At 49.6% G+C, this 21704-nt stretch carries 13 protein-coding genes; 7 read left to right on the plus strand and 6 right to left on the minus strand.

Annotated features, from left to right (window positions below):
* A partial coding sequence (locus VIM72_RS31440) for a hypothetical protein (RefSeq protein WP_332006754.1) occupies window positions 1-1884 on the minus strand: 1884 nt, incomplete at its 3' end.
* 123 nt (window positions 1885-2007) lie between these two features.
* Between VIM72_RS31440 and VIM72_RS31445 the strand changes: the two genes are divergently transcribed.
* Window positions 2008-2892: a carbohydrate kinase gene (locus tag VIM72_RS31445; RefSeq protein ID WP_332006755.1), complete on the plus strand. Its 885-nt coding sequence runs from the start codon at window positions 2008-2010 to the stop codon at window positions 2890-2892.
* A 28-nt stretch (window positions 2893-2920) separates the two neighbouring features.
* On the opposite strand, the gene VIM72_RS31450 is transcribed toward VIM72_RS31445, so the two are convergent.
* Complete coding sequence (locus VIM72_RS31450) at window positions 2921-3493, minus strand: DUF1579 domain-containing protein (protein WP_332006756.1); 573 nt, start codon at window positions 3491-3493, stop codon at window positions 2921-2923.
* A gap of 153 nt (window positions 3494-3646) precedes the next feature.
* Here VIM72_RS31450 and VIM72_RS31455 point away from each other — a divergent pair, with 153 nt between their 5' ends.
* The 5 genes from VIM72_RS31455 to VIM72_RS31475 all read left to right on the plus strand — a co-directional run bounded on the left by VIM72_RS31455 (window position 3647) and on the right by VIM72_RS31475 (window position 12215).
* Window positions 3647-5983 carry a GAF domain-containing protein gene (locus tag VIM72_RS31455; protein ID WP_332006757.1) on the plus strand — a complete coding sequence of 779 codons (2337 nt, stop codon included), beginning with the start codon at window positions 3647-3649 and terminating at the stop codon, window positions 5981-5983.
* 107 nt (window positions 5984-6090) lie between these two features.
* Window positions 6091-7509, plus strand: coding sequence for an NAD(P)/FAD-dependent oxidoreductase (locus VIM72_RS31460; RefSeq protein ID WP_332006758.1), 1419 nt, complete (start codon window positions 6091-6093; stop codon window positions 7507-7509).
* Window positions 7510-7534: 25 nt separating this feature from the next.
* Window positions 7535-8788 carry a YeiH family protein gene (locus VIM72_RS31465; protein WP_332006759.1) on the plus strand — a complete coding sequence of 418 codons (1254 nt, stop codon included), beginning with the start codon at window positions 7535-7537 and terminating at the stop codon, window positions 8786-8788.
* Window positions 8789-8824: 36 nt separating this feature from the next.
* Window positions 8825-10474, plus strand: coding sequence for a hypothetical protein (locus VIM72_RS31470; RefSeq protein WP_332006760.1), 1650 nt, complete (start codon window positions 8825-8827; stop codon window positions 10472-10474).
* A gap of 115 nt (window positions 10475-10589) precedes the next feature.
* Window positions 10590-12215 carry a hypothetical protein gene (locus VIM72_RS31475; RefSeq protein ID WP_332006761.1) on the plus strand — a complete coding sequence of 542 codons (1626 nt, stop codon included), beginning with the start codon at window positions 10590-10592 and terminating at the stop codon, window positions 12213-12215.
* Here the strand turns inward: VIM72_RS31475 and VIM72_RS31480 are convergent.
* Window positions 12212-14710: an Hsp70 family protein gene (locus tag VIM72_RS31480; RefSeq protein WP_332006762.1), complete on the minus strand. Its 2499-nt coding sequence runs from the start codon at window positions 14708-14710 to the stop codon at window positions 12212-12214. The genes VIM72_RS31475 and VIM72_RS31480 overlap by 4 nt on opposite strands.
* A 4-nt stretch (window positions 14711-14714) precedes the next feature.
* On the minus strand, window positions 14715-15038 hold the full coding sequence (locus tag VIM72_RS31485) for a hypothetical protein (protein ID WP_332006763.1): 324 nt from the start codon (window positions 15036-15038) through the stop codon (window positions 14715-14717).
* 94 nt (window positions 15039-15132) lie between these two features.
* On the opposite strand from VIM72_RS31485, the gene glgX reads away from it, so the two are divergent.
* The gene (gene glgX, locus VIM72_RS31490) at window positions 15133-17253 is read left to right on the plus strand and encodes a glycogen debranching protein GlgX (protein ID WP_332006764.1); all 2121 of its coding nucleotides are present in this window, start codon (window positions 15133-15135) and stop codon (window positions 17251-17253) included.
* Here glgX and treY read toward each other — a convergent pair.
* Both treY and treZ read right to left on the minus strand, forming a co-directional pair.
* Window positions 17245-19896 (minus strand): malto-oligosyltrehalose synthase, encoded by a 2652-nt coding sequence (treY, locus tag VIM72_RS31495; protein ID WP_332006765.1) that lies wholly within the window; start codon window positions 19894-19896, stop codon window positions 17245-17247. The genes glgX and treY overlap by 9 nt on opposite strands.
* Entirely contained in the window at window positions 19886-21700 is a 1815-nt protein-coding gene (gene treZ / locus VIM72_RS31500) for a malto-oligosyltrehalose trehalohydrolase (protein WP_332006766.1), read from the minus strand. Before treZ ends, treY begins: the two co-directional genes overlap by 11 nt.
* Window positions 21701-21704 lie beyond the last annotated feature (4 nt).

Below are 21704 nucleotides of genomic sequence, written 5' to 3' on the forward strand. Positions count from 1 at the left end.
TTTTGCCGGCCCTTCTTTTTTAACGCCATTGTGATGCGCCTGTATATTCACGGCGCCTATTTTTAGTACATCTACCTGTATATCTTTTGTTTGCTGGAATACGTCCCAGTCGAACACTTCCCAGTAAAGATCCTGTGCGGCAATGCGGGTGCCGTTCGATAATAGCACGGTGGCTTTCGAGGCTTTGTTATGACGGTGGGTACCATCAAAGGCATAGTTATCCATCGTGATATCCGCTTTGGGCGCTATCACTTTCATTTGCCGGATATGCAGGTTGGGCATGGCATGTTTAATGTCTACCAGTGAATCGCTGAGCAGGAAATTATGCAGCAGTATATCGGTGTTAATGTCTTTCACCTGTAGCACCATCTTTGATTTACCGGCGGCAGTGAAGTTGATATTACCATCCACGATCCGGAAGGTATTCACCTGGATCAGTTCACTGAGGCCGTGCAGTGTTTGATAGAAGGCAGGCATTTTAATAGCGGTACTGTCTGCCGGCATTTTACCTTTTACCGGTTGTTTTGCTTTGGCCAGGAAAGTAATCCAGGGCTGGTAAAGCACTGCCCCGGAGGCTTTTAAGCGCTTTTTCAGCAGGTCTTCGAGGCTTACGTTGTTCAGTCGCAGCGAAGGCGCACGAAAGGTTAAGCCTTTGCCGGAACGGTTTAACTGGGTAGGGCCATATTCCACGTTATTGAAGAGCACATCATTCTGCTGCAGAATAAATTCGTCTACGCTAAGCTGGAAGAGGCTGTCGAGTGAATAGAACTTTATTTTATCGAGATTGAGTGCGATGCTGTCGGTCGTAATACCGGGCGTGGTATCATGTGCAATGGTAAGGTTATAGATATTCAGGTTACTGCGTTTGGTGGCGCCGGTAGATACATTGCCCCGCAGCAGCAGTTCCCCGTCTTTTACTTCGATATAGCGGAAGTTCATTTTTTTGAAGAGGGTGTTGGGTAGGCTGTCCAGCACTATCTTTTTGTCTTTAGCGCTCACCTTCCTGCCGGGAAGCCGGAGCACCGGCCGGATACATATGAGGGTATCTATCAGCAGTTCTTCCCGCATATAAATAGCGGGCAGGTGCCGTGCGCTGAAATAGAACTTATCCGCCTGCAGCTGCATTTCTCCTTTGGCAGGTGTAGCGGCGCTGTAGATGGTAGCGGAATCGAGCTCAAAAACCTGTTTTTTACCGGAGAAGTGCAGCCGTTTGAAACTGATGCTGTTCCTGCCATCGGGCAGGATCCAGTGCTGCCGGTCGAAGGAGAATTCCACATCATCGGATCCCAGGATGTGATTATCTGCATTGGTTACTTTCGTAAAATTAACGATAGCGAAATTGAAGTGATCCACGCGCAGGGGAGGCGGACCGTTTACCTTGCTGTATACAAGCGAGCCGTTTTGCAGGTGCACAATGCGCGCATTCACGTATTGAAGCGTTTGTTCCAGGTGCTGCACGATAGAAGAAAGCTGGAACCCTTCCTGGCGCGGGCCCCGTGCCATATGTTCGTGTATGGTCAGCGCAGGGCTGGTAATGGAAAGACTGTCGACCAGCAGTTTTTTATGCAGTATCAGCGCGCGCCACGACTGAATAGAAAGGTACACCGTCGGGATGGATACATCGAAATGGGAAGCCACATTCACGGTATCTTTCCCGGTGAGCCGGGCGCCGTTGATCACGATGTTTCTTCTGAACAGGGAAAAGTCGATATCATCTGCATCAAACGTATAGCCGTTACCGGATTCTTTGTTAACAATATACCGTATGATGTTTACAAATTTATGTTCCACCAGGTAATACAACGCCACGCCTGTTACAATCCTGATGATAATGAGAACTGCCAGTACTTTCAGCCATATTTTTGCTTTGGGCGATACCTTCATATACCTGTGATTGAGAACAGCTTTTTAAGGGCGGAGGGTTTCCTGTTATAAATATAAGGGCTTTATCGTACTTTGTAAAGGTAGTTGTACAGGAATATCATATTTAATCAAAGCAGAAAAATTATGTCAGACGGGATTGTTTGTTTTGGTGAGATGCTCTGGGATATTTTACCGGAGAAGGAATTGCCCGGCGGGGCGGTGATGAATGTGGCCTATCACCTGCAGAAGCTGGGTGAACAGGTAACGCTGGTATCGCGCGTGGGGCGTGATGCGCGTGGGCAGGGATTAATGGATATGCTGCACCGGTACGGGCTGGATACCAGCCTGGTGCAAACAGACGAACAGCATGAAACCGGGAAGGTGTATGCAGATATGACCAACCCGCATGATGTGCATTATGATATCGTGTACCCGGCAGCGTGGGATTTTATTGAATGGGCGCCGGCGCTGGCTGCCCGTCTAAAGGACAAGGCTACACGTTATTTTGTATTTGGCAGCCTTTGTTCGCGCAATAAGGTATCGCTGCATACCCTGCAGCAGGCGATGAAGGAAAGCGTTATCAAAGTGCTGGATATTAATTTAAGGGAGCCGCATTATACGCAGGCGCATGTGGAATGGCTGCTGGGAGAATGCGATATCCTGAAGCTGAACAATAATGAACTGGAGCTGGTCAGCGGGTGGTATCATCCTTATGTGGATAAAGAGCAGGCGGTGCGCTTATTGTCAGAGCGTTTCAGTATTAACACCATCGTGGTAACCATGGGTGGAGAGGGCGCTATGTTGTTTATGGAGGATGTTTTTTACGTGGAACCGGGTATTACGGTGAAGGTAGCAGATACCATAGGCAGTGGAGATGCTTTCCTGGCAGGGTTCCTGCATAGCATTATCCGGGGAAAGACAGCAAGGGAATGCCTGGTATTTGCCAATGCGCTGGGAGCGCTGGTGGCGTCTTTCGCAGGTGGGGCGCCGGATTATAAGGTAACTGATATTTTAAAAAAGAGGGATTAGCTTCCGCCGGAAGCTAATCCCGGTAGATTTATTTGCGGGTGTATTTGATTTCCATGTCTTTTGTTTCTTTTCCATCTGTAATCCTGTACATTTCCATGGTGTGATGGTCTTTATCCTGCCATTTCAGTACCTGGCGCATGTCGAGTTCTTTGCCGGTGGTGGGGTCCAGTCCTTTGCCGGTGAATTCTATTCCATCGCCGGATGAAGTGGGTTTACCTTCCATCACCATGATGCCGGTGCCCATATTGTCCACCCAGGTGGAGATGTATTTTTTCTTCGCATTGTCGTATGCCATGGTGCTGATGCCTTCAAAGGCCATGCCCATCATGTTGGCGGTATAACGGCCTTCACAATAGCGGCCGCCGAGGATCATTTTGTAGGAGGCGGCGCCGGTTGATTTGGTAGGGGGAGCATCCGGTCTTTCCCAGAAAGTCATGTCGGCTGTCCATTCCCCATCGGCTTCGGCCATTTTCTGATGTGCAGGGCCTGGTGTCATGTAGTCGGCCCAGGCTTTCATCATAGCGGCGGAGTCTTGCTGGGCAAAGGTAGCGGAGTTAATTAACAGGCATAACGCAGCTGTTAACAGGTAGATTGTTTTCATGATTTGCAGCTGTTTAAGAAGTGTTTGTATCGGGGTGAAATTACAGGTTAACAAGATAAGCTATTTCCTGCGTTCTGCCATTGCATGTGTGTTACACCGTGTAAATAGTCGCGGTTTTCCCTACCTTTGATCCAGAAAAGAACATTCCCCTTTATGCAAACAACCATATTGGATGTGTCAGGACATAAGGCGCAGCCACTGGCTATAGATGCAGCCATATCCTTTGAAACGTTTATCTCCTACCTTAAGCAGCGGATCAGTGAAGAACCGACAGTGAAGGCCCGGTTATACAGGGAAGCGCTGGCGGAATTTGAGGCGTCAGATATTGGCCGCGGGGATATTCCGCTGGAAGAAATTACGAAATATACGCCGCTGCTGGAGTACGTATATGCGTGCGTTTCTCCTGCAACGCGCCCGGAGCAGCAACTGGCATGGGGACTTAGCTTTCCGTTCCTGCCCATTACTTTTTATGGCACAGACCTGATCTATGAATTGCTGGGAAATAAAGCCGCTTCGCACACCTACGAAGTAACCCGTAGCCAGGCCGATTATCACCGGGACAGATTAGCGCTGATCTATTCACTCATCCTGCAACGGCTCTATAATTTCAAGGCGCCGGTAAAAACGGAGCAATACCATGAAGGCGTGAATACCGCCACCGGTTTGCTGCAGTATTACGAGGTAAGTATCAACACCGATTTTATTACAGTAACGGCAAACGGGGAACTGCCGGAAATAGATTTTGTACAGTTATACACCCACTTCAGCGAAGGGGGCGGAGAGGAAATACTGCTGGATATGCTGCCGCTGGAACTGTTCCGTTTCCGTGGTTTCTGCGTGATCACCGTAACGGATGTAACGGCGGTAAAGGCGGTGGAGAATATTACAGGCATGCGCTTATCGCGTACTACGCTGATCAATGAAGAGAATTTTAAACGGGTGATCCTATCGCTGAAATCGCTGGTGCGCGACAGCCGCATAGAATTCGACCTGTTCCCTTTCCTGCGGGTGAATGATAACCCGGTATATAGTTTTGAAAAAGGGGGCACCGGCATTTTGTTCGAGGTTTGGGGAGAAAGCCGCTTGTCGCCGGAAGATTTCAGCCGGAATGCGAAAGCATTTATGTCCAAACCGCTGTTCTTTTTTTCCGGGGATATCTGGAAGGAAACCCGTAAGGAATATGCATTCCTGGAATATTTCCGCCAGCAGGGGGTAAAGTCGCTGGCCATTATGCCGCTTTTTTATATGGGTCAACCCGTGGGGGCCTTCGCAGTACATACCTGGCAGGACCACACGTTCGATGAGAAAACATTGTCGCTCCTGGAACCCGCATTAGACGCTGTTGCCCAGCTGTTGCAGATCTACATAGATGAATTTAATGGCGAGATAGAAAAAGTGATCAAGGAGAAATTCACTTCCATACAACCTGCGGTACAATGGAAATTCAATGAAGCCGCCTGGCATTACCTGTACCGGCTGAAAAAGAACCAGCCGGCTGTTATCAGTAATATCCTGTTCAAAGAAGTATACCCGCTGTATGGCGCTATTGATATCCGGAATTCTACCCTGGAAAGGAATAAGGCTATTATCGCCGACCTGGACAGTCATTTAAGCATCCTGGCCAGTACGCTGGACCTGCTCCGTAAGTACCAGCAGAACGACCTGCTCCGGGAAATGATCTACCATTGCCAGCGCTGGCAGCAGGCATTGGTACAGCAGCAGCTCAGTCCCTCGGATGAAAATGCACTGAACAGGTTCCTGGAGGAAGAATCGGTAAATTACCTGCAGCATATCGCCGCGCAGTATCCCGCTACCCGGGAAACGATTGAAGCCTGCCTGCAGAGTATGGCCGGCAATGTGAACAAGGACTCGCTGGAAGTATCCATGCAACTCATCACGCAAACCGCCAACGAATACCTGGAATCCGAGAAAAATAAATTACAGGAATCTTACCCCTGTTATTTTGAAAAATTCAGGACAGACGGCGTGGAATATGATATTTATATCGGCCAGTCTATTGCGCCCAACCGCCCTTTCAATCATTTCCACCTGAAAAATCTCCGGTTATGGCAGTTATCGTCTATGGTGGCCATTACAAAGCTCACCCACTCGCTGATAGCGAAGATGGAAAAAGAGCTGTTCACCACGCAGCTGATCTTTGTGCATAACCACCCTATTGATATCAGCTTCCGGGCAGATGAACGGAAGTTTGATGTAGAAGGCGCTTACAATATCCGCTACCAGATGATCAAGAAGCGGATCGATAAAGTACATATCCGCGATACAGAGGAACGGTTAACCCAGCCCGATAAAATTGCCCTGATCTATTCCGACCGGGCTGATATTGACGACTACCTGCCTTTTATTCGCTATTTACAGGAAACCGGCGTGCTGCTGCCGGAACTGGAAGAGCTGGAACTGGAAGACCTGCAGGGGCTCAGCGGGTTGAAAGCGCTACGCCTGGGCGTAGTAGTGGAAGAGGCGAAATAAAGTATTATCTTTCTCAAAAATAATTTGCATTCCCGTTAATAGTATACTAAGTTTGTAGACTAATAAATCAGCGCGGGGAAACGTTTTTCCACCGCAGAAAGCAGCTCATGGAGAAAAAAGATTACGATGTAGTAGTGGTAGGATCCGGACCCAATGGCTTGTCGGCCGCCATCAGGCTGCAGCAGGAGGGATTGTCCGTACTGCTGCTGGAAGCGAAAGACATCATCGGTGGCGGCATGCGCACGGCAGAATTAACGCTGCCGGGGTTTTATCACGATGTGTGCTCTGCAGTACATCCCATGGCCATAGGCTCTCCTTTCTTTTCCAGGCTCCCGCTGGCTGATTTCGGGCTGGAATTCGTTTATTCGCCGCTGGAGGCAGCCCACCCGTTCGACGACGGCACCGCGGCCTTCCTGGCGCGCTCCCTGGATGAAACAGCGGAGGCACTGGGCGTAGATGGCAAAGCATACCGCCGCCTGGTAAAACCCGTGGCAGATCACTGGGAAGCCATAGCGGAAGATAGCCTCGGGCCTTTTTCTTTTCCGCGGCATCCTTTTCTTATGGCACGTTTTGGCATGGATGCACTACATTCCGCGGCGGGTATTGCCAACAGGTTTTCTACAAAAAAAGCAAGAGGATTATGGGCGGGCATGACGGCCCATTCCATACAACCTTTAACCAACGTGGCTTCTGCAGCCATAGGTATTGTATTGTCGGCCGTAGGCCACCGGCACGGATGGCCGGTGCCCAAAGGAGGCTCCCAGGCCATAGGACGGGCATTGGCCGGGTATTTTGTTTCATTGGGAGGAGAAATTCAGACAGGCGTTCACGTTAGTTCGCTGTCGCAATTGCCCTCACACCGGGCAGTGGTGTTTGACCTTACGCCGAAACAACTGCTCACTATTGCGGGCGACCGGTTCTCACCCGGATACAGGAAACAGCTGGCCCGTTACCGTTATGGCCCCGGCGTATTTAAAATGGATTGGGCGCTGAACGGCCCTATTCCTTTCACCGCACCGGAATGCAGGCAGGCTGCTACGGTTCACCTGGGCGGCAGCTTCGAGGAAATTGCCCTGTCGGAGCAGCAGGCATACGGCGGTATCATTTCCCAGGCGCCATACGTACTGGTATCACAGCAAAGCTTGTTCGATGAAAGGGCCCCCGCCGGGAAACATACGGCATGGGCCTACTGCCACGTGCCCAACGGCACTGATGCAGATATGACCGACATTATTGAGCGGCAGATAGAACGCTTTGCACCCGGGTTCCGCGATCTCATACTGGCAAAGCATACCATGAATGCGCAGCAAATGGAGCTGTATAACCCGAACTATGTAGGCGGCGATATCAATGGCGGTATCATCGATATCCGGCAGCTCTATACACGGCCAGCCTGCCGTATATCGCCTTACCGTACATCAGCCAAAGGGATCTATATCTGTTCTTCCGCCACACCGCCGGGAGGCGGCGTTCATGGCATGTGCGGATTCCACGCCGCCAATGCAGTGCTGAAAGATTTTTTTTAAACCGTCACTATCTTAATGAATAAATATGCCTGGAGTTAAGTCTTATTTACAGGAAGATTGGGCCATAGTTGCACTGGGTTTCCTGATCATCCTCCTTTCACTGGCAGGAGTGCACGTTGCTTTACCGGATTACAAATGGAGCACTGCCGGCGACCTTACCACGAAGGTGCTCACCGGCGCCAACTTTTTAAAGATCGGCGCACAGTTCATTTACGTGTTGCTGGTAGCCCTGCTGGGATCCTTTCTCACCGGCCGTTCACTGAAAAACACCCTGGTGGTATTCCCTGTGGTGTTTGTATTAACCACACTGGCGCTCATCGTGGCAGGCAATGCCGCCATGAATGAACTGGGACTGGAAGCGGTTATTTTCAGCCTCATTATTGGTTTGCTGATCGGTAATCTTTTTAAACTGCCTGCCTGGTTCCGGGAATCACTGACCTCGGAATTTTTTGTGAAGATAGGTCTGGTATTGCTGGGCACTACCGTTATTTTTTCGGATGTGCTGAAAGCCGGTTCCCTGGGACTGATACAGGCATTGGTAGTAGTGCTTTCGGTATGGTATTTTTCATATTGGGTATGTAAACGGCTGAAGATAGATAACGAGCTCACCATGATGTTATCCAGCGCAGTATCTATTTGCGGGGTATCGGCTGCCATTGCTACCTCCGGCGCTATCAAGGGAGATGCAAAGAAGTTGTCGCTGGTAATTTCACTGGTGCTCATCACCGCTATCCCAATGATGATCTTTATGCCGATGATTGCCCATTATTTCCAGTTCCCGGAAGCTGTAACCGGCGCCTGGCTGGGAGGTAGTATAGACACTACCGGCGCAGTGGTGGCCTCCGGATCACTGGTGGGTGAAACCGCGCTGAAGATCAGTACCATCGTGAAGTTTTCACAGAATGTGTTATTGGGTATTGCGGCTTTTGCCATCTCTGTATACTGGACCTATACCAAACATCCGAATGCAGCGGATAAGGAACAGAAACCTACATTGAAAGTGATATGGGAAAGATTTCCCAAATTCGTGATCGGCTTTATCGTAGCGTCGCTGGTGTTTTCCTTTTTATTGTCGCCCGCAGCCATTGCACCGGTAAAAGGATCGCTGAAAAGCTTGCAGGGAGTTTGGTTTGCGCTGGCATTCACCAGCATAGGACTGGAAACAAATTTTAAAGACCTGATAGGTACGGAAAGCAGGAAACCCGTATATGCGTTCCTGGTAGCCCAGTCCTTCAATGTAATTGTTACGCTCATACTGGCTTACCTGTTGTTTTCCTGACCAGGCTGATTACTTTTTTTAGTATTTTGCCGGTATATGAAATACCTGGATCCCTTTGCTTTCCTGGAGAAGATGAATGGCGGGCCCGTAGCAGCAGATGATGCCGCTGCAGTATCCCTTCTCCGGAAAAAAATGTTGGCAGAGCTGGAATTATCAGAAGAAAAGGTATTACGCACAGGAGCGCAATGGCTCAGTAAAAACGACCTGCTGCACTTCTTTGATGAATTGCAGTCGCCCGAAAGATTACATTTCTATCAACAGATCAATAACGATACGGCCCTGTCAGTTTTCCTGGAAACCGGTAAACCGGCAGGGCTTTTTAATGAGAACCCTGTTTACAACACGCCCTCCTTCCTCGCTTTTATAGCGCCGTTTTATGAACCGTTATTTACCGCTGCGGTAGTGAACAGTATCAGGCAACAACAGGCGCCGCTGTTACAGCAGTTGTATGCCAACCCATTGCTCATGGATGGCGGGCACCAGCACCGTAGCTACGACAAAATATTCCGTGCTTTACAGGAGCCATATAGAATACTGGAAGACGCAGAAGCCCGCCGGCGGTTGAATCCTAACTCCCGGTGGAGAGAAGCCTTGCCCTATGCAGGTTTACAGCAGGTGCGCGTGCTGAATGCGCTACCGGATATTTTCCAGGAATTCAGGAACAACTACGGCATCCTGATGATCAATTTCGCGCTGGCACTGGACGGCACCCGTGAGAATAAAAAAGCGCTGGAGATCCTTCGCGCAGTAAAAACACTAAAATGCGGAGCTTATGTGCGGGAGGAAACAGAAAGATACTTCCGGCAGCTGGAAGAAAAAGCCATCAGCCGTAAATCCCTGCTGGCCAGGTTTTTTGGCGCCGGTTACCGGCAAAAGAAAGATCGCCGGAAACTGCTCAGGGACACGCTTCTCAAAGGAGGAATTGCTATTGCCATTATTGCGGCGATAGGCATTGGCGCTCATTTTGAACAGGCCTTTACTCCCCGCATTAATGTAAAGGAAAGTGAGAACAGTCTCTTTATGGGCGCCCGTACTTCGCTCACCATGCAATACCTGTTATCGCAGTTACTGATAGACACAGAGAAACGGGGGGAGAAGATGTTAACCGCAGCGCCTGCAACGGGTACAGACCCTTACGGCGCTGATTTTATGAAAGCCGTGCGGATGCAGGGCGATTATGGCGCCGGCTTTATACGCCCGCCTTTTGGCAGGGCAAGGAACTGGACGCCGGAAGACAGCTCCTGGACCGATCCCTTACACCGGCAAAGCATGCGTGTTTTTAACCACCAGGACGGCGCACTGATCACCATGGTGCAAACGCCTGATTCTTTTTACTCCTGCTACATTGCACCCTTCGATAGCGCCTTTGTGCCCCTCCCTTTGTCCATCAGCCGGGTATATTTTTATGCCGGCACGGGATGGGACCCTGAATGCAAAGCGAAGTATGCAATGCACTATGTACCATCTTATCGTGCTAAAGGTTTTTTCCTGCTGCCGGTTTATGATGCCCTGAATTTCCTGAAAACATCCTGTCTGCAGCTAAACCTCGACAGCAGCTACTGGCAGCGCTCCAACCGATATATACCGGTGGAAATTTTCCTGTCGCAGAAAGATAGGCAACAACAACTGCAGCTCCGGCAGCTCACAAATAATTTCAACGGGGTAGACCTGATCCCGATGGAGTAGCCGCGGATTTTGTCTGACGCGGATTTTGTCTGACTCAGGATTACGATGATTATGCTGATTTTATTTTTTTGATTTTGGAAGATAGCCGCGTTTATTTTATTTATTTTGCTTTCTTATGAAATATGTGAATCCTGTTATTTTCCTGGAGGCAGTTCATGGTGGGCCCGTAGATACGGGAGATGCCGCTGCGTTATCCCTTCTCCGGAAAAAAATGCTGGCAGAACTGGAATTGTCGGACGACAAGCAGTTCAAAACAGGTGATTGGGTATTTGATAAGCACCAGCTGTTACAGTTTTTTGACCAGCTGGCAGCCGGAAAGGAATTGTTCTTTCATGCGCAGATAGCGGCGGATCCGGTGCTGTTACACTTCCTGGATAAAGGGGAAATTACCGGCAGGTTTGCAAATAACCCCGTTTATGAAGACCTGGCTTTCCGGAAATTTATTTCTCCTTACTATGAGCCGTTATTTACCGATGCAGTGATAGATAGCCTGAAAAAAAATCAGCTGCAACCTACTACCGATCTTTTTGCCAACCCCTGGCTATTGGATGGAGCGCATACCACTACCAGCTATAAACGCATATTCCGGTATGTTGGGATGCTGGAAGAACACCTGAAAATTATTATTGAGAAGCTGAGGAACGGAGCATTTATGCCCTGGAAGGAACTATCGGGTTTTGCCAATATCACGCTGGTGCAACAGTTGAATATATTGCCAAAAGCATTTCATGAATGGAGAAGCGATTACGGTATTTCCCTCATCAACCTGGGGCTGGCGATATACCGGAAAGATTACAGGAACGGGATGGCCGCAGTAGAGTTGGTAAGTAAGCTGGATACCACTATCCATGTGCAGGAGGAAAAGGAGCGGTGGAAAGCGAGGGTGAAGGAGTATAAAAAGAAAATGAAGCTGGCGCAACGGATAGGGTATTGGTTAGGCCCGCTCAGACCCAAAGGAATTAGTGAAGAGGGAACCGGAACATTGATATTGATTGTATCAGCAGTACTGTTGTCCCGTCTTTTTTTCTCATTAATAGAAACAAAACCACGGCCTGAAATAGTTACCACCTTCGGTTACTTTGAACATACCCGCACTAATGAGCCGGTAAAATATCTTTTATATCACCTGCAAACAGATTCTATCTATCCTTTAAACAAGAAAGATACCAGCAAAACGCCGGTAACAGGAGAGGATGTATACGGTCCTGATTTTATGGCGGCCCTGAACAGGCCGTTCAGGAAAACAAACGATACTGCTATATTGAAGATGGCGGAACATGGGCAGCAGGAGAGCCATCCATCACCCAAAGGGAACCCGGTTCACCGGCAAAGCCTGCATCTCTACAACCGCTTAATAGTTCCTGCTATAGCAATGATCCAGACACCGGATACTTTTTATTCCTGTTACATCTCGCCGGGCGACAGCGCTTTTGTGCCCCTGCAGCTGGCGGTTAACCGGCTGTATATGTATGTGGGCCTGCATTGGGATGGTACAAAGGAAGCCCAATACGCGATGGATGATGTGAAGGGATACCGGGTCAGGGGATTTTTTCTGATGCCTTATAAAAACTCTAACCAGTTCCTGAAAGAAAGCAACCTGATATTCAAGCTGGATCCCAGGTACTGGGCTACATCCGACAGGAACATTCCTATTGAGATAGGGCTATCGGTTAATGGCCATCTGTATTTTAACCTGCTGGAAAATAATGCAGCAGGCATAGAGATGGAAATAGGCGATTAACCGATACCGGTTCCTTTCAACTGATCCCTTTCTTTTTTTGTATCCGGCATCAGGTTGTACAGTTGATTCACCGCCACTTTCAGCTCATCATAATTTTTCCGTTCCAGTGCGCGTTCGCCGATTTCCTTAAAGCGCGAAGCTGTTTGCGGATCTGTATATTCTTCCGTATTTATGTTGGCGTAGTAGTAATAGGCGTTGATCCAGGTTTCGGGTTTGTTGCGTCTTATTTCCCAGCTCAGATCATTCAGCTCATCAATTTTTGCCTTGATGGCGTAGTAGCTTTGCGACGATAAATAAGCGCTTTCATCGGCGATGATCTTTTCAAAGCGGGCCATCCGGCTATTGTCTTCTTCTTCCCTGATATTATACAAACAGTAGTCTTTCCGTTGAAAATACAACTCCGTAATTTCCACGATCAGCTGGTCTTTCCCGGTACTGTCCAGCTGTTGGGCCAGTTTACGTTTCTTTTCTTCCAGCTGGTATTTTTCATCGGTAATATCATCGGCGCTGAGCAGTTCCAGGCGGTGGCTGATATGATCAAGATCCGTCATGATTTCCTGCACGGTGGCAGCCAGTTCGTATTGCTGGTTTTTCCGGAACGACTTTAGTTTGTCAGATGCATTCAAACGAAGTTGCCGGATATCATCCTGCAGTTTACCGGTATTGATTTTTCTCACCATCGGGTTAAATACTTCGGAAAATTCCTGCTCATTCATGAGCAGTACTGCTTTCACGGAAAGGTCCCTGCTTTCGCTGATCTGCAGTGTAATTTCCACATCGGAGCCTTTTACAAGATCGGTGATGAGATCAGTGCTTTTTATTTCGATCATGCCCAACGGAACGCAACTGCCGGGAATGGCATACCTGCTGCCTTCCAGTACGTTGATCAGGAGGCTGTCGCGCCCACTGCGCAATATTGTTTTCATCACTTCCTTGATGATGGTTTTCCGCAGGGGCAGGATGGCATTCTTTTCAAAGATCAGTTCCAGTTTGGTGGCGTTGTTTTCCAGGTCATCTATTTCTATACAGATATCGTTTGGCAATGGCTGGCCATGAATATTGAACTTACCCTGTGAAATGGCGATCACCGGGGCTTGCACATCCAACTCATTGTGAGCGGCGTCGAATACCAGGATATTGAACGTGTTGCTGGTATTTTCCGCCAGCAGCAGCATTTCGGAAATGCGTTCCTGCAGGGGTTTAATGCCGCTGTCGAAGCCGCCATCCGCACGTACTATACGGTAGCTGAGCCCTGTTACGGGGCCGGTTACAATAGCTGTAAAATATTCTTCCCGGTCGGCGGTATTTTTCTGGTAAGCAGTTTTAAACCGGATGTCGGGCACGCCTGCGGCCAACGGTTTATTTCCTGCCTGTTGCGCCTGGCTGATGGTTTTGGTGCCGGCGTACCATGCTGCGCCTGCGGCAACGGCGGTAGTAGGATCTACGCTGCAGTTTACCGGTATGCCCAGTTGTGCCGCCACCAGGTTTTTCACCAGCGGTATATAGGTGCTTCCGCCAATCATCACTATTTCTTTGATATCTGCGGCAGTAAGGTGGTTGCGGTCGATGATCTTTTTTACAAGATCAACGGAGTATTGTACACGGTTGTAGATCACCGTATCAAATTGTTCCCGGGTAATGGTGAGGTAGATGTCCTGCGTATTGCCGCCGGCATCTGTGATCTCGAATTCTATTTCAGCAGCAGGACTGTTAGTGAGTTGCACTTTGGCCTCCTCTGCTTTTTTCAGCAGGATATGATACAGGGTATTGTATTTTCCGCGCGCGCTGCGCATTTCCATGAGCAGGTCGGGGATGGGGTGTTGCTGCAGCAGTGCAGGGATTACCAGTTGTTCAATGATAGCAATGTCGAAGTCGACCCCGCCAAGATAATTATCCCCTTCATGATCGGTAACGCGCATTTCCCCGTCTACAATTTTCACCAGCGCCACATCGAAGGTGCCGCCGCCAAGATCGTATACCAGCCACTGCCCCTGCAGGGATGTGGCATTGGCCTGTTTGTTGGCAAAAGCCAGGCTGGCGGCAATGGGTTCCTGTAACAGTAATACCTCGCGGAAACCTGCATCGTTCCCGGCTTTTTTGGTAGCATTCGACTGTATGGTATCAAAAGAGGCAGGGATGGTAATGACCACTGCTTCCGGTTTTTCGCCGGTATAAATAAAGTTCTTCAACTCGCGGAGCACCAGTGCCGACAGTTCCACCGGTGTTTTAAAATCGCTGGTGTTGGGCACAAAGAAAGATTCAGAGGTGCCCATTTTTCTTTTGAAAGAAGAGAACACATTTTCAGGATCTTTCTCTATCAGCTCACGGGCTTTGTCGCCCACAATGATCCGGTCTTTCCGGAAGGCCACTACCGAAGGCAGCGTTTCTTTCTGGCCGAAGGGGTTCTTGAAAATTTCCACGGCGCCGTTCTGGAAGCGGGCGATCAGGGAATTGGTAGTGCCGAGGTCAATACCGAAGTTAATCTGGTTGCTCATAGGTTTATTTTGCGGCGGCGATGACTACACCTTTTTGTAAAATGGATTTTTGTCCTCCTTCCGTATAGTACACCACCGGTTTGATCACGTTTACGATTTCCATATCCGCCGACATCTCGCCGGTGATACTGGCTTCATAATCCACCCGCGTTTCCCGGTAGGGCTCTCCCAGCGGGTTTACGATAGTATAACCGGCTTCTTCAAAATGTTGTTTGATCCGCTCTATATTACGTTGCAGGGATAACAACTCGGGTTTTGCAGTCGTTTTTTTATCCAGTTCAAAAACCTGGTTGATGATCCGGATGTGAAGGGTCGATAACGGGTCCATTATTCAATTGCTGGTCTAAGCAAATATAATGATATTTTCACCCGTATATGGCACCGGCTTTGATAAGATGGAAGTCCTTAAAAGTATTCACCTCATGGAAACAACAACATACCCGGGAAGCCCGTTCCCTTTGGGCGCTACCTGGAATGGCGAAGGAGTGAATTTTGCATTATACGCTGAAAACGCCACCAGGGTAGAGCTGTGCCTGTTCAACGATCCCGGAGGAGAAGCTTATGATACCATCCGTCTCCAGGAGCGCAGCGCTAACGTGTGGCATATATTTCTCCCCGGCGCAAAGCCTGGTCTTCTGTATGGTTACCGTGTACATGGCCCCTACGAGCCATCGGAAGGGCACCGCTTCAACCCTCACAAACTGCTGATAGATCCTTATGCAAAAGCAATAAGCGGTACTATCAACTGGCACAACTCCCTGTTTGGCTATGAATCGGGGCATGCAAACGAAGACCTGAGCTACAACGAAACAGACAGCGCTCCTTTTATTCCCAAAAGTGTGGTAATAGATCAACAGTTTGACTGGGGCAATGATAAACCACCCAGAATTCCTTACCAGCAAACCATTATTTATGAAACACATGTGAAAGGCTTTACCAAACTGCACCCCGGTATCCCGGAAGAAATACGCGGTACCTACCAGGGGTTGGCGCATCCGGCAGCCATTGATTATATAAAGCAGCTGGGTATTACCGCAGTAGAACTGATGCCGGTGCATCATTTTGTAGCCGATCGCCATCTGGTAGACAAGGGGCTAACCAATTACTGGGGATACAATACCATCGGTTTCTTTGCGCCGGATGCCAGGTACGCTGCATCGGGCGCCTGCGGGGAACAGGTAAGGGAATTTAAGGAAATGGTGAAAGCCCTGCATGCCGCTGGTATCGAAGTGATCCTGGACGTAGTATACAACCACACCGCGGAAGGAAATCACCTGGGCCCCACGCTTTCCTTTAAAGGAGTGGATAACGCCGTGTATTACCGGCTTACGGACGATAAAAGATATTACATGGATTATACGGGCACCGGCAATACATTGAATGCACGGTTGCCGAATGTATTGCGGCTGATTATGGACAGCCTCCGTTACTGGATCACGGAAATGCATGTGGATGGTTTCCGTTTTGACCTGGCGGCTACGCTGGCGCGCGAGCTGCATGAGGTCGACCGGCTGAGCGCTTTCTTCGACATCATCCACCAGGACCCCGTGATTTCACAGGTAAAGCTGATTGCAGAGCCCTGGGACATCGGCGAAGGAGGATACCAGGTGGGCAAGTTCCCACCGGGATGGGCGGAGTGGAATGGTAAATACCGCGACAGCATCCGCGATTACTGGCGCGGCGCCGACAGCACCCTTGCAGAATTTGCCTCGCGTATTACCGGCAGCGCTGATCTTTACAAGGAAGACTACCGCCGCCCTACTGCCAGCGTTAATTTCATTACAGCGCATGATGGGTTTACGTTGCACGACCTGGTATCCTACAATGAAAAACATAATGAAGCCAACGGCGAAAACAATAACGACGGCGAAAGCCATAACCGCTCCTGGAACTGCGGTAGCGAAGGCCCTTCGCAAGACCCGTTGATAAATACTTTAAGAGCCCGGCAGAAGAGAAACTTTATCGCCACCCTGTTATTGTCGCAGGGCGTTCCCATGTTGCTGGCAGGCGATGAAGCAGGAAGAACACAGCAGGGCAACAATAATGCTTACTGCCAGGACAATGAGGTGAGCTGGCTCAACTGGCAGGAAATGGACCAGGAGTTGATTGCATTTACCCAAAAGATGATAACGCTTCGCCGGCAGCACCCGGTATTCCGCCGCAAGCGCTGGTTCCGTGGCGAGCCGGTGGAAAGCGTAGGGGTAGAGGATATTGCCTGGTTCCTGCCGGAAGGAGCACCCATGTCTGATGATCACTGGGATACCGATTTTGCCCGCTCTCTCGGTGTTTATCTGAACGGGCTGAGTTTACGTACCCGTGATGAAAAAGGTAATAAGATACTGGACGATAGTTTTTATATCATCTTTAACGCACATCATGAAGAGCTCGCGTTTCAATTACCGCCTGCGGAGTATGGAGATCACTGGAAGATAGTGGTAAACACTGCTACCAGTGAAGAAGGCGTGTATAAAAGTGGCGACCGGGTAATGGCTGCAGGAAGATCTCTTATTTTATTAATGAAGGAAGAAGATAAATCAACCTGATATTTTCTCCAGCAATGCAACCGGGAAGCGATCCAGCAAGGCCAGGGGAAGCTTCCCGTTTTCTGTAGTAATTTTTTCCCCGGTAAATATATCCCGCCATTGCTGTGGCAAATGATCCTCCAGCAGTAACCAGCACTGTTCAAAATTCCCGGGGCCAGGTAAAGGCGCTATGACCAGGCAGGTATCCTGTTCATATTGCCTGGCATAAGCTATTACCGGGTCCTGCTCCCCGCTGAGCGGTAGGTAAGCGCCTTGCTGAAACAACGGGGCATGTGCATTCCTGAATTGCAGGGCTTTGGCGCAGGTAAATAATTTCTCCCAGGCAAAACGGCGGTTTTCCTGCAGCAGTTTCATCAATGCTGCAGGATCATCTTTTTCCAGCTGCAGCAGGAGTGATAACATATTCATACGGTCAGGATAATTCACAGGCTGGCGGTTATCAGGATCTACAAAGCTGAAGTCCCATAATTCGCAGCCCTGGTATATATCCGGTATGCCCGGTGAAGTGATTTTAACCAGTACCTGGCTTAATGAATACACCTGGGCATGTTGATTGATTTTTTCCATAAAGGCATGGAGACTTTCCACAAAGCCATGCTCCGGGGAAAACAGCTGGCGGACAAAGCCAAGGCAGCTGTTTTCATATGCTTCATCGGGTTGCGACCAGTTACTGTGCTCTTTCGATTCGCGCAACGCTTTGATGATATAATCAGAAAGCCGTTGAATAAAATTATCCTCAGGAGCATTGCGCGCAGGATATCCTGCAATAATGGACTGGTAAATAAAGTATTCGTCATTTTTAGTGGGCGCCCCATTTTCCCGGAAAGAACTGTTCATGGCATGCCACTGTTGTACCTGCTGGATCCACAGATCCGGCAGCAGGGTGAGCACGTTTAAACGTATACGGGCATCCTCTCCGCGTTTGGTATCGTGAGTAGCGGTGGCATTCAGGGAACCTGGGAACTGCTGTTGCCGTTTAATACTGCGTTCATGGAAAGCGGCCGGCGTGCATTTATAACCGGCGGGCGAATCTCCCACTTCGTTGTGCGACAGCAACGCGTTGTATACATAAAACACCGTGTCTTCCACACCTTTGGCGGTAAGCGGCCCGGTGAACTGCATCAGTCTTTTTAAAAACTTTAGAATAACCGCAGGCTTTTCAACATCTTCTTTCCACCACCACCGGAACAATGCAAATTCATCTGCCAATGCAGGGGCGCGTTGGGCAGCGGCTGTAATGGCTTCCTCCAGGATGCAGATATCATTATCCGGCAATGGCCATGAGCCGGGGTAGATCCGGTATACGGGCATGCACACCATCCACAAACCCAATGCGGCTTTCAGCCTTTGGCGATCCGTGTTTTTTGGGGCCAGCCGGTACTCATACAGCAGGGATACCAGGTTATCCCATTCGGCGCTGAGCTGTGTTTGCAGGATCATCGTTTTTTTATTCTGCACCAGCTGCCGGTATTTGGCAAGCCCGGGAAACTGTGCCCGGTAAAAGCGGCTGATCTTTTCATCGCCGCCATGATTGGTAAGCAGGTGGTTTACATCCGACAGGAACTCATAACCGGTGGTGCCGTCAAGCCCCCAGCCGGCTGGTAGTGATTCTTCCTCTCCCAGGATCTTTTCCGCTATGATATAACATGCTTCCCCGAAAAGCTCCCGTAGCCTGCGTACATAAATGGCTGGTTCTGCCAGGCCATCAATATGATCTATACGTAATCCCTGGATCAGGTTTTCCCGGTATAACTCATGCGTAAAGGAATGCCAGGCATCAAATACCTGTTTATCTTCCATACGCAGCGTAATAAGCCCGTTGATAGTGAAAAAGCGGCGGTAGTTAATGCGCTGTGCTGTTTCCTGCCAGTGTGTGAGCAGGTAGTACTGTTGTTCCAGTAACAGGTTAAGCAGTGCTTCATGGTTGTTTACCTTTTCCAGGAACCCGGCAAATGCGGGTACTTTGAGCAGGCTGTTAAACAGGGTTTGTTTAAGCCGCTGCCACTCTTCAGCCGGCAATGCCAGCCGGCCGTTCTGCTGTAGTGTTAGCAGGCATTCGCGTATCTCCTGGTGTGTATCTTCAAAAGTATCCAGCAGTATATCGTAAGCAGTAACAGACAGGGGAAAGGCCAGGCTGCCGGTATTGAACTGAAAACCGTTTTCACCGGCGGTAAGGGTAATTTGTTTTTCAGAGACCGCCTGCGGCAACGACCGGTCCAGGAAAGGAACCATGAGTCGCCCATGCAGTTGCGGGTCGTGGTATTCCCAGTCGATATCAAAAAAATGATACCAGGGGGAAACCGGTCCTCTTTCCAGTACATCCATCAGCCATTCATTGCCGGGATGCAGCGCCATATGATTGGGAACAATGTCCTGTACCCAGGTCATGCCGCGCTGCCGGAGCGAAGCGCTGATCCTGCGCAGATCATCCAGGGTGCCAATGGCAGGGTTGATCCGGTAAGGAGCAATACCATCATACCCGTGCCGGCTTCCCGGTACTGCATCGAATATGGGCGACGCATAAATGGTGGAGATGCCCAACTGTTGCAGGTAATCAAGTATGGCTTCCAGGTGTGCAAATGTGAACGCTTCATTAAATTGTACGCGATAGGTGGAAAGCGGGTAATTGGTATCAGTTTTCATAAGCGGTAATTTCATAAACAACAGCAGATAAGGGTTGTATCATCAGCGGGCTATTATCATCAGCTACAGGTAATGTGCCCGGTCCGTTAAATTCAGTACCCGCGGAATCAAATATTTTCCGCAGGCGCCCATGTGTGGTAAAAGGTATTTTTTGTGCGTGGCTGTCGAAGTTAAGAACAATGAGCAGCGCTTCTGCATTCATGCGGCGCTCCAGTACCAGGATGTTTTCATTTTCCGCGTGATGCACCCGGGCGCTTTCACGGTCGCCGTTACAAAGTGCCGGCCGCTGGCGGCGCAGCAGCAACAGCGCTTTATAACAGGCCAGCAGTGCAGCATTGTCGTTGCCGGTAGTGTTCCAGCTTAATTTGCTTTGCTGAAAAGTGGCAGGCGCCTGTGGGTCCGGCGCTTCACCGGCATATGCAAATTCTTTCCTGCGCCCTTCCTGCACCGCCTTTATAAGGCCGGGATCCGTATGGGAAGTGAAGAACAGGAAGGGGTTTTTCTCCCCGTATTCTTCTCCCATAAATAACAAAGGAATAAAGGGAGATAGTATTACGGCAGCAGCAGCAAGTTTCAGCGCTTCAAAACACAGTAACAACGAAAGGCGTTCTCCCTGCATGCGGTTGCCTACCTGGTCATGATTCTGCGCAAACACCACAAACTGGTGAAAAGGATTGCCGGAGGGAAGTCTGCCGAAATTTCTTTTCCGGTGCACGGAATACTGGCCGGTGTAAACATAGGCATGTTCAAATGAGGCGGCCAGGTGCGATACTTCTCCGAAATCTTCATAATAACCCTGCCTTTCGCCGGTTAACGCGCTATGCAGCGCGTGGTGGAATTCATCCGCCCATTGTGCATCCAGGCCATACCCGCCGGCGCTTACAGGGTTTATAAAGCGAGGGTTGTTGAGGTCTGTTTCACCGATCAGTACTTTTCTTTTGCCTGTACGTTCCTGCAGCGCCTTTACCGCAACCGATAATTCTTCCGTAAAATGCACTGCACTGGTATCCACAAAGGCATGCACCGCATCAAGACGCAGACCATCGAAATGAAATTCCTCCAGCCACATCAGGGCATTCTGTATATAAAAGCTGCGCACACCATTGCTGTACGGGCCATCGAAGTTGATAGCAGCGCCCCAGGGCGTTTTATAGTGATCATTGAACCAGGGGGCGAAGTCGGAGAAGTAGTTGCCTTCCGGTCCCTGGTGGTTGTATACTACATCAAGGATCATGGCTATTCCCATCGCGTGGGCGGCGTTTACAAGCGTTTTCATGTCATCCGGCGTACCGTAGCTGTTGTGTACCGCAAACGGATATACGCCGTCGTATCCCCAGTTGCGGTTGCCGGGAAATTGTGCCAGCGGCATCAGTTCAATAGCAGTGATGCCAAGCTCTTTCAGGTAGTGCAGTTGTTGTATAATACCGCGAAAGGTACCTTCTGAAGAAAAAGTGCCGGTATGGATTTCATAGATGATCATTTGTTCCGGTTCCAGGCCGGTCCAGTGATCATCAGTAAATTGGAACGATGCTTCGGGAATAGCGGAGGGGCCATGCACGCCTTCGGGCTGCCAGCGGGAAGCGGGATCGGGCCGCTGCACGGTATTATCCAGCAGGTAAGTGTACCGCGCGCCCGGGTATATATCCGTTACCGTTAGTTCCCAGTAGCCGTTGCCTGTTGGCGTCATCGCCAGCTGCCGGTCTGCCAGCAACAGCGCCACCTCCCGGCGGAGAGGCGCCCATAGCCGGAAGGTGGCAGCGCCTTCGGTGTTGATGAATATTCCTGTATGATCGTATTTATCCATAAGA

The sequence above is a fragment of the Chitinophaga sp. genome, assembly GCF_036569185.1.
In the GTDB taxonomy this organism is placed as follows: Bacteria; Bacteroidota; Bacteroidia; order Chitinophagales; family Chitinophagaceae; genus Chitinophaga.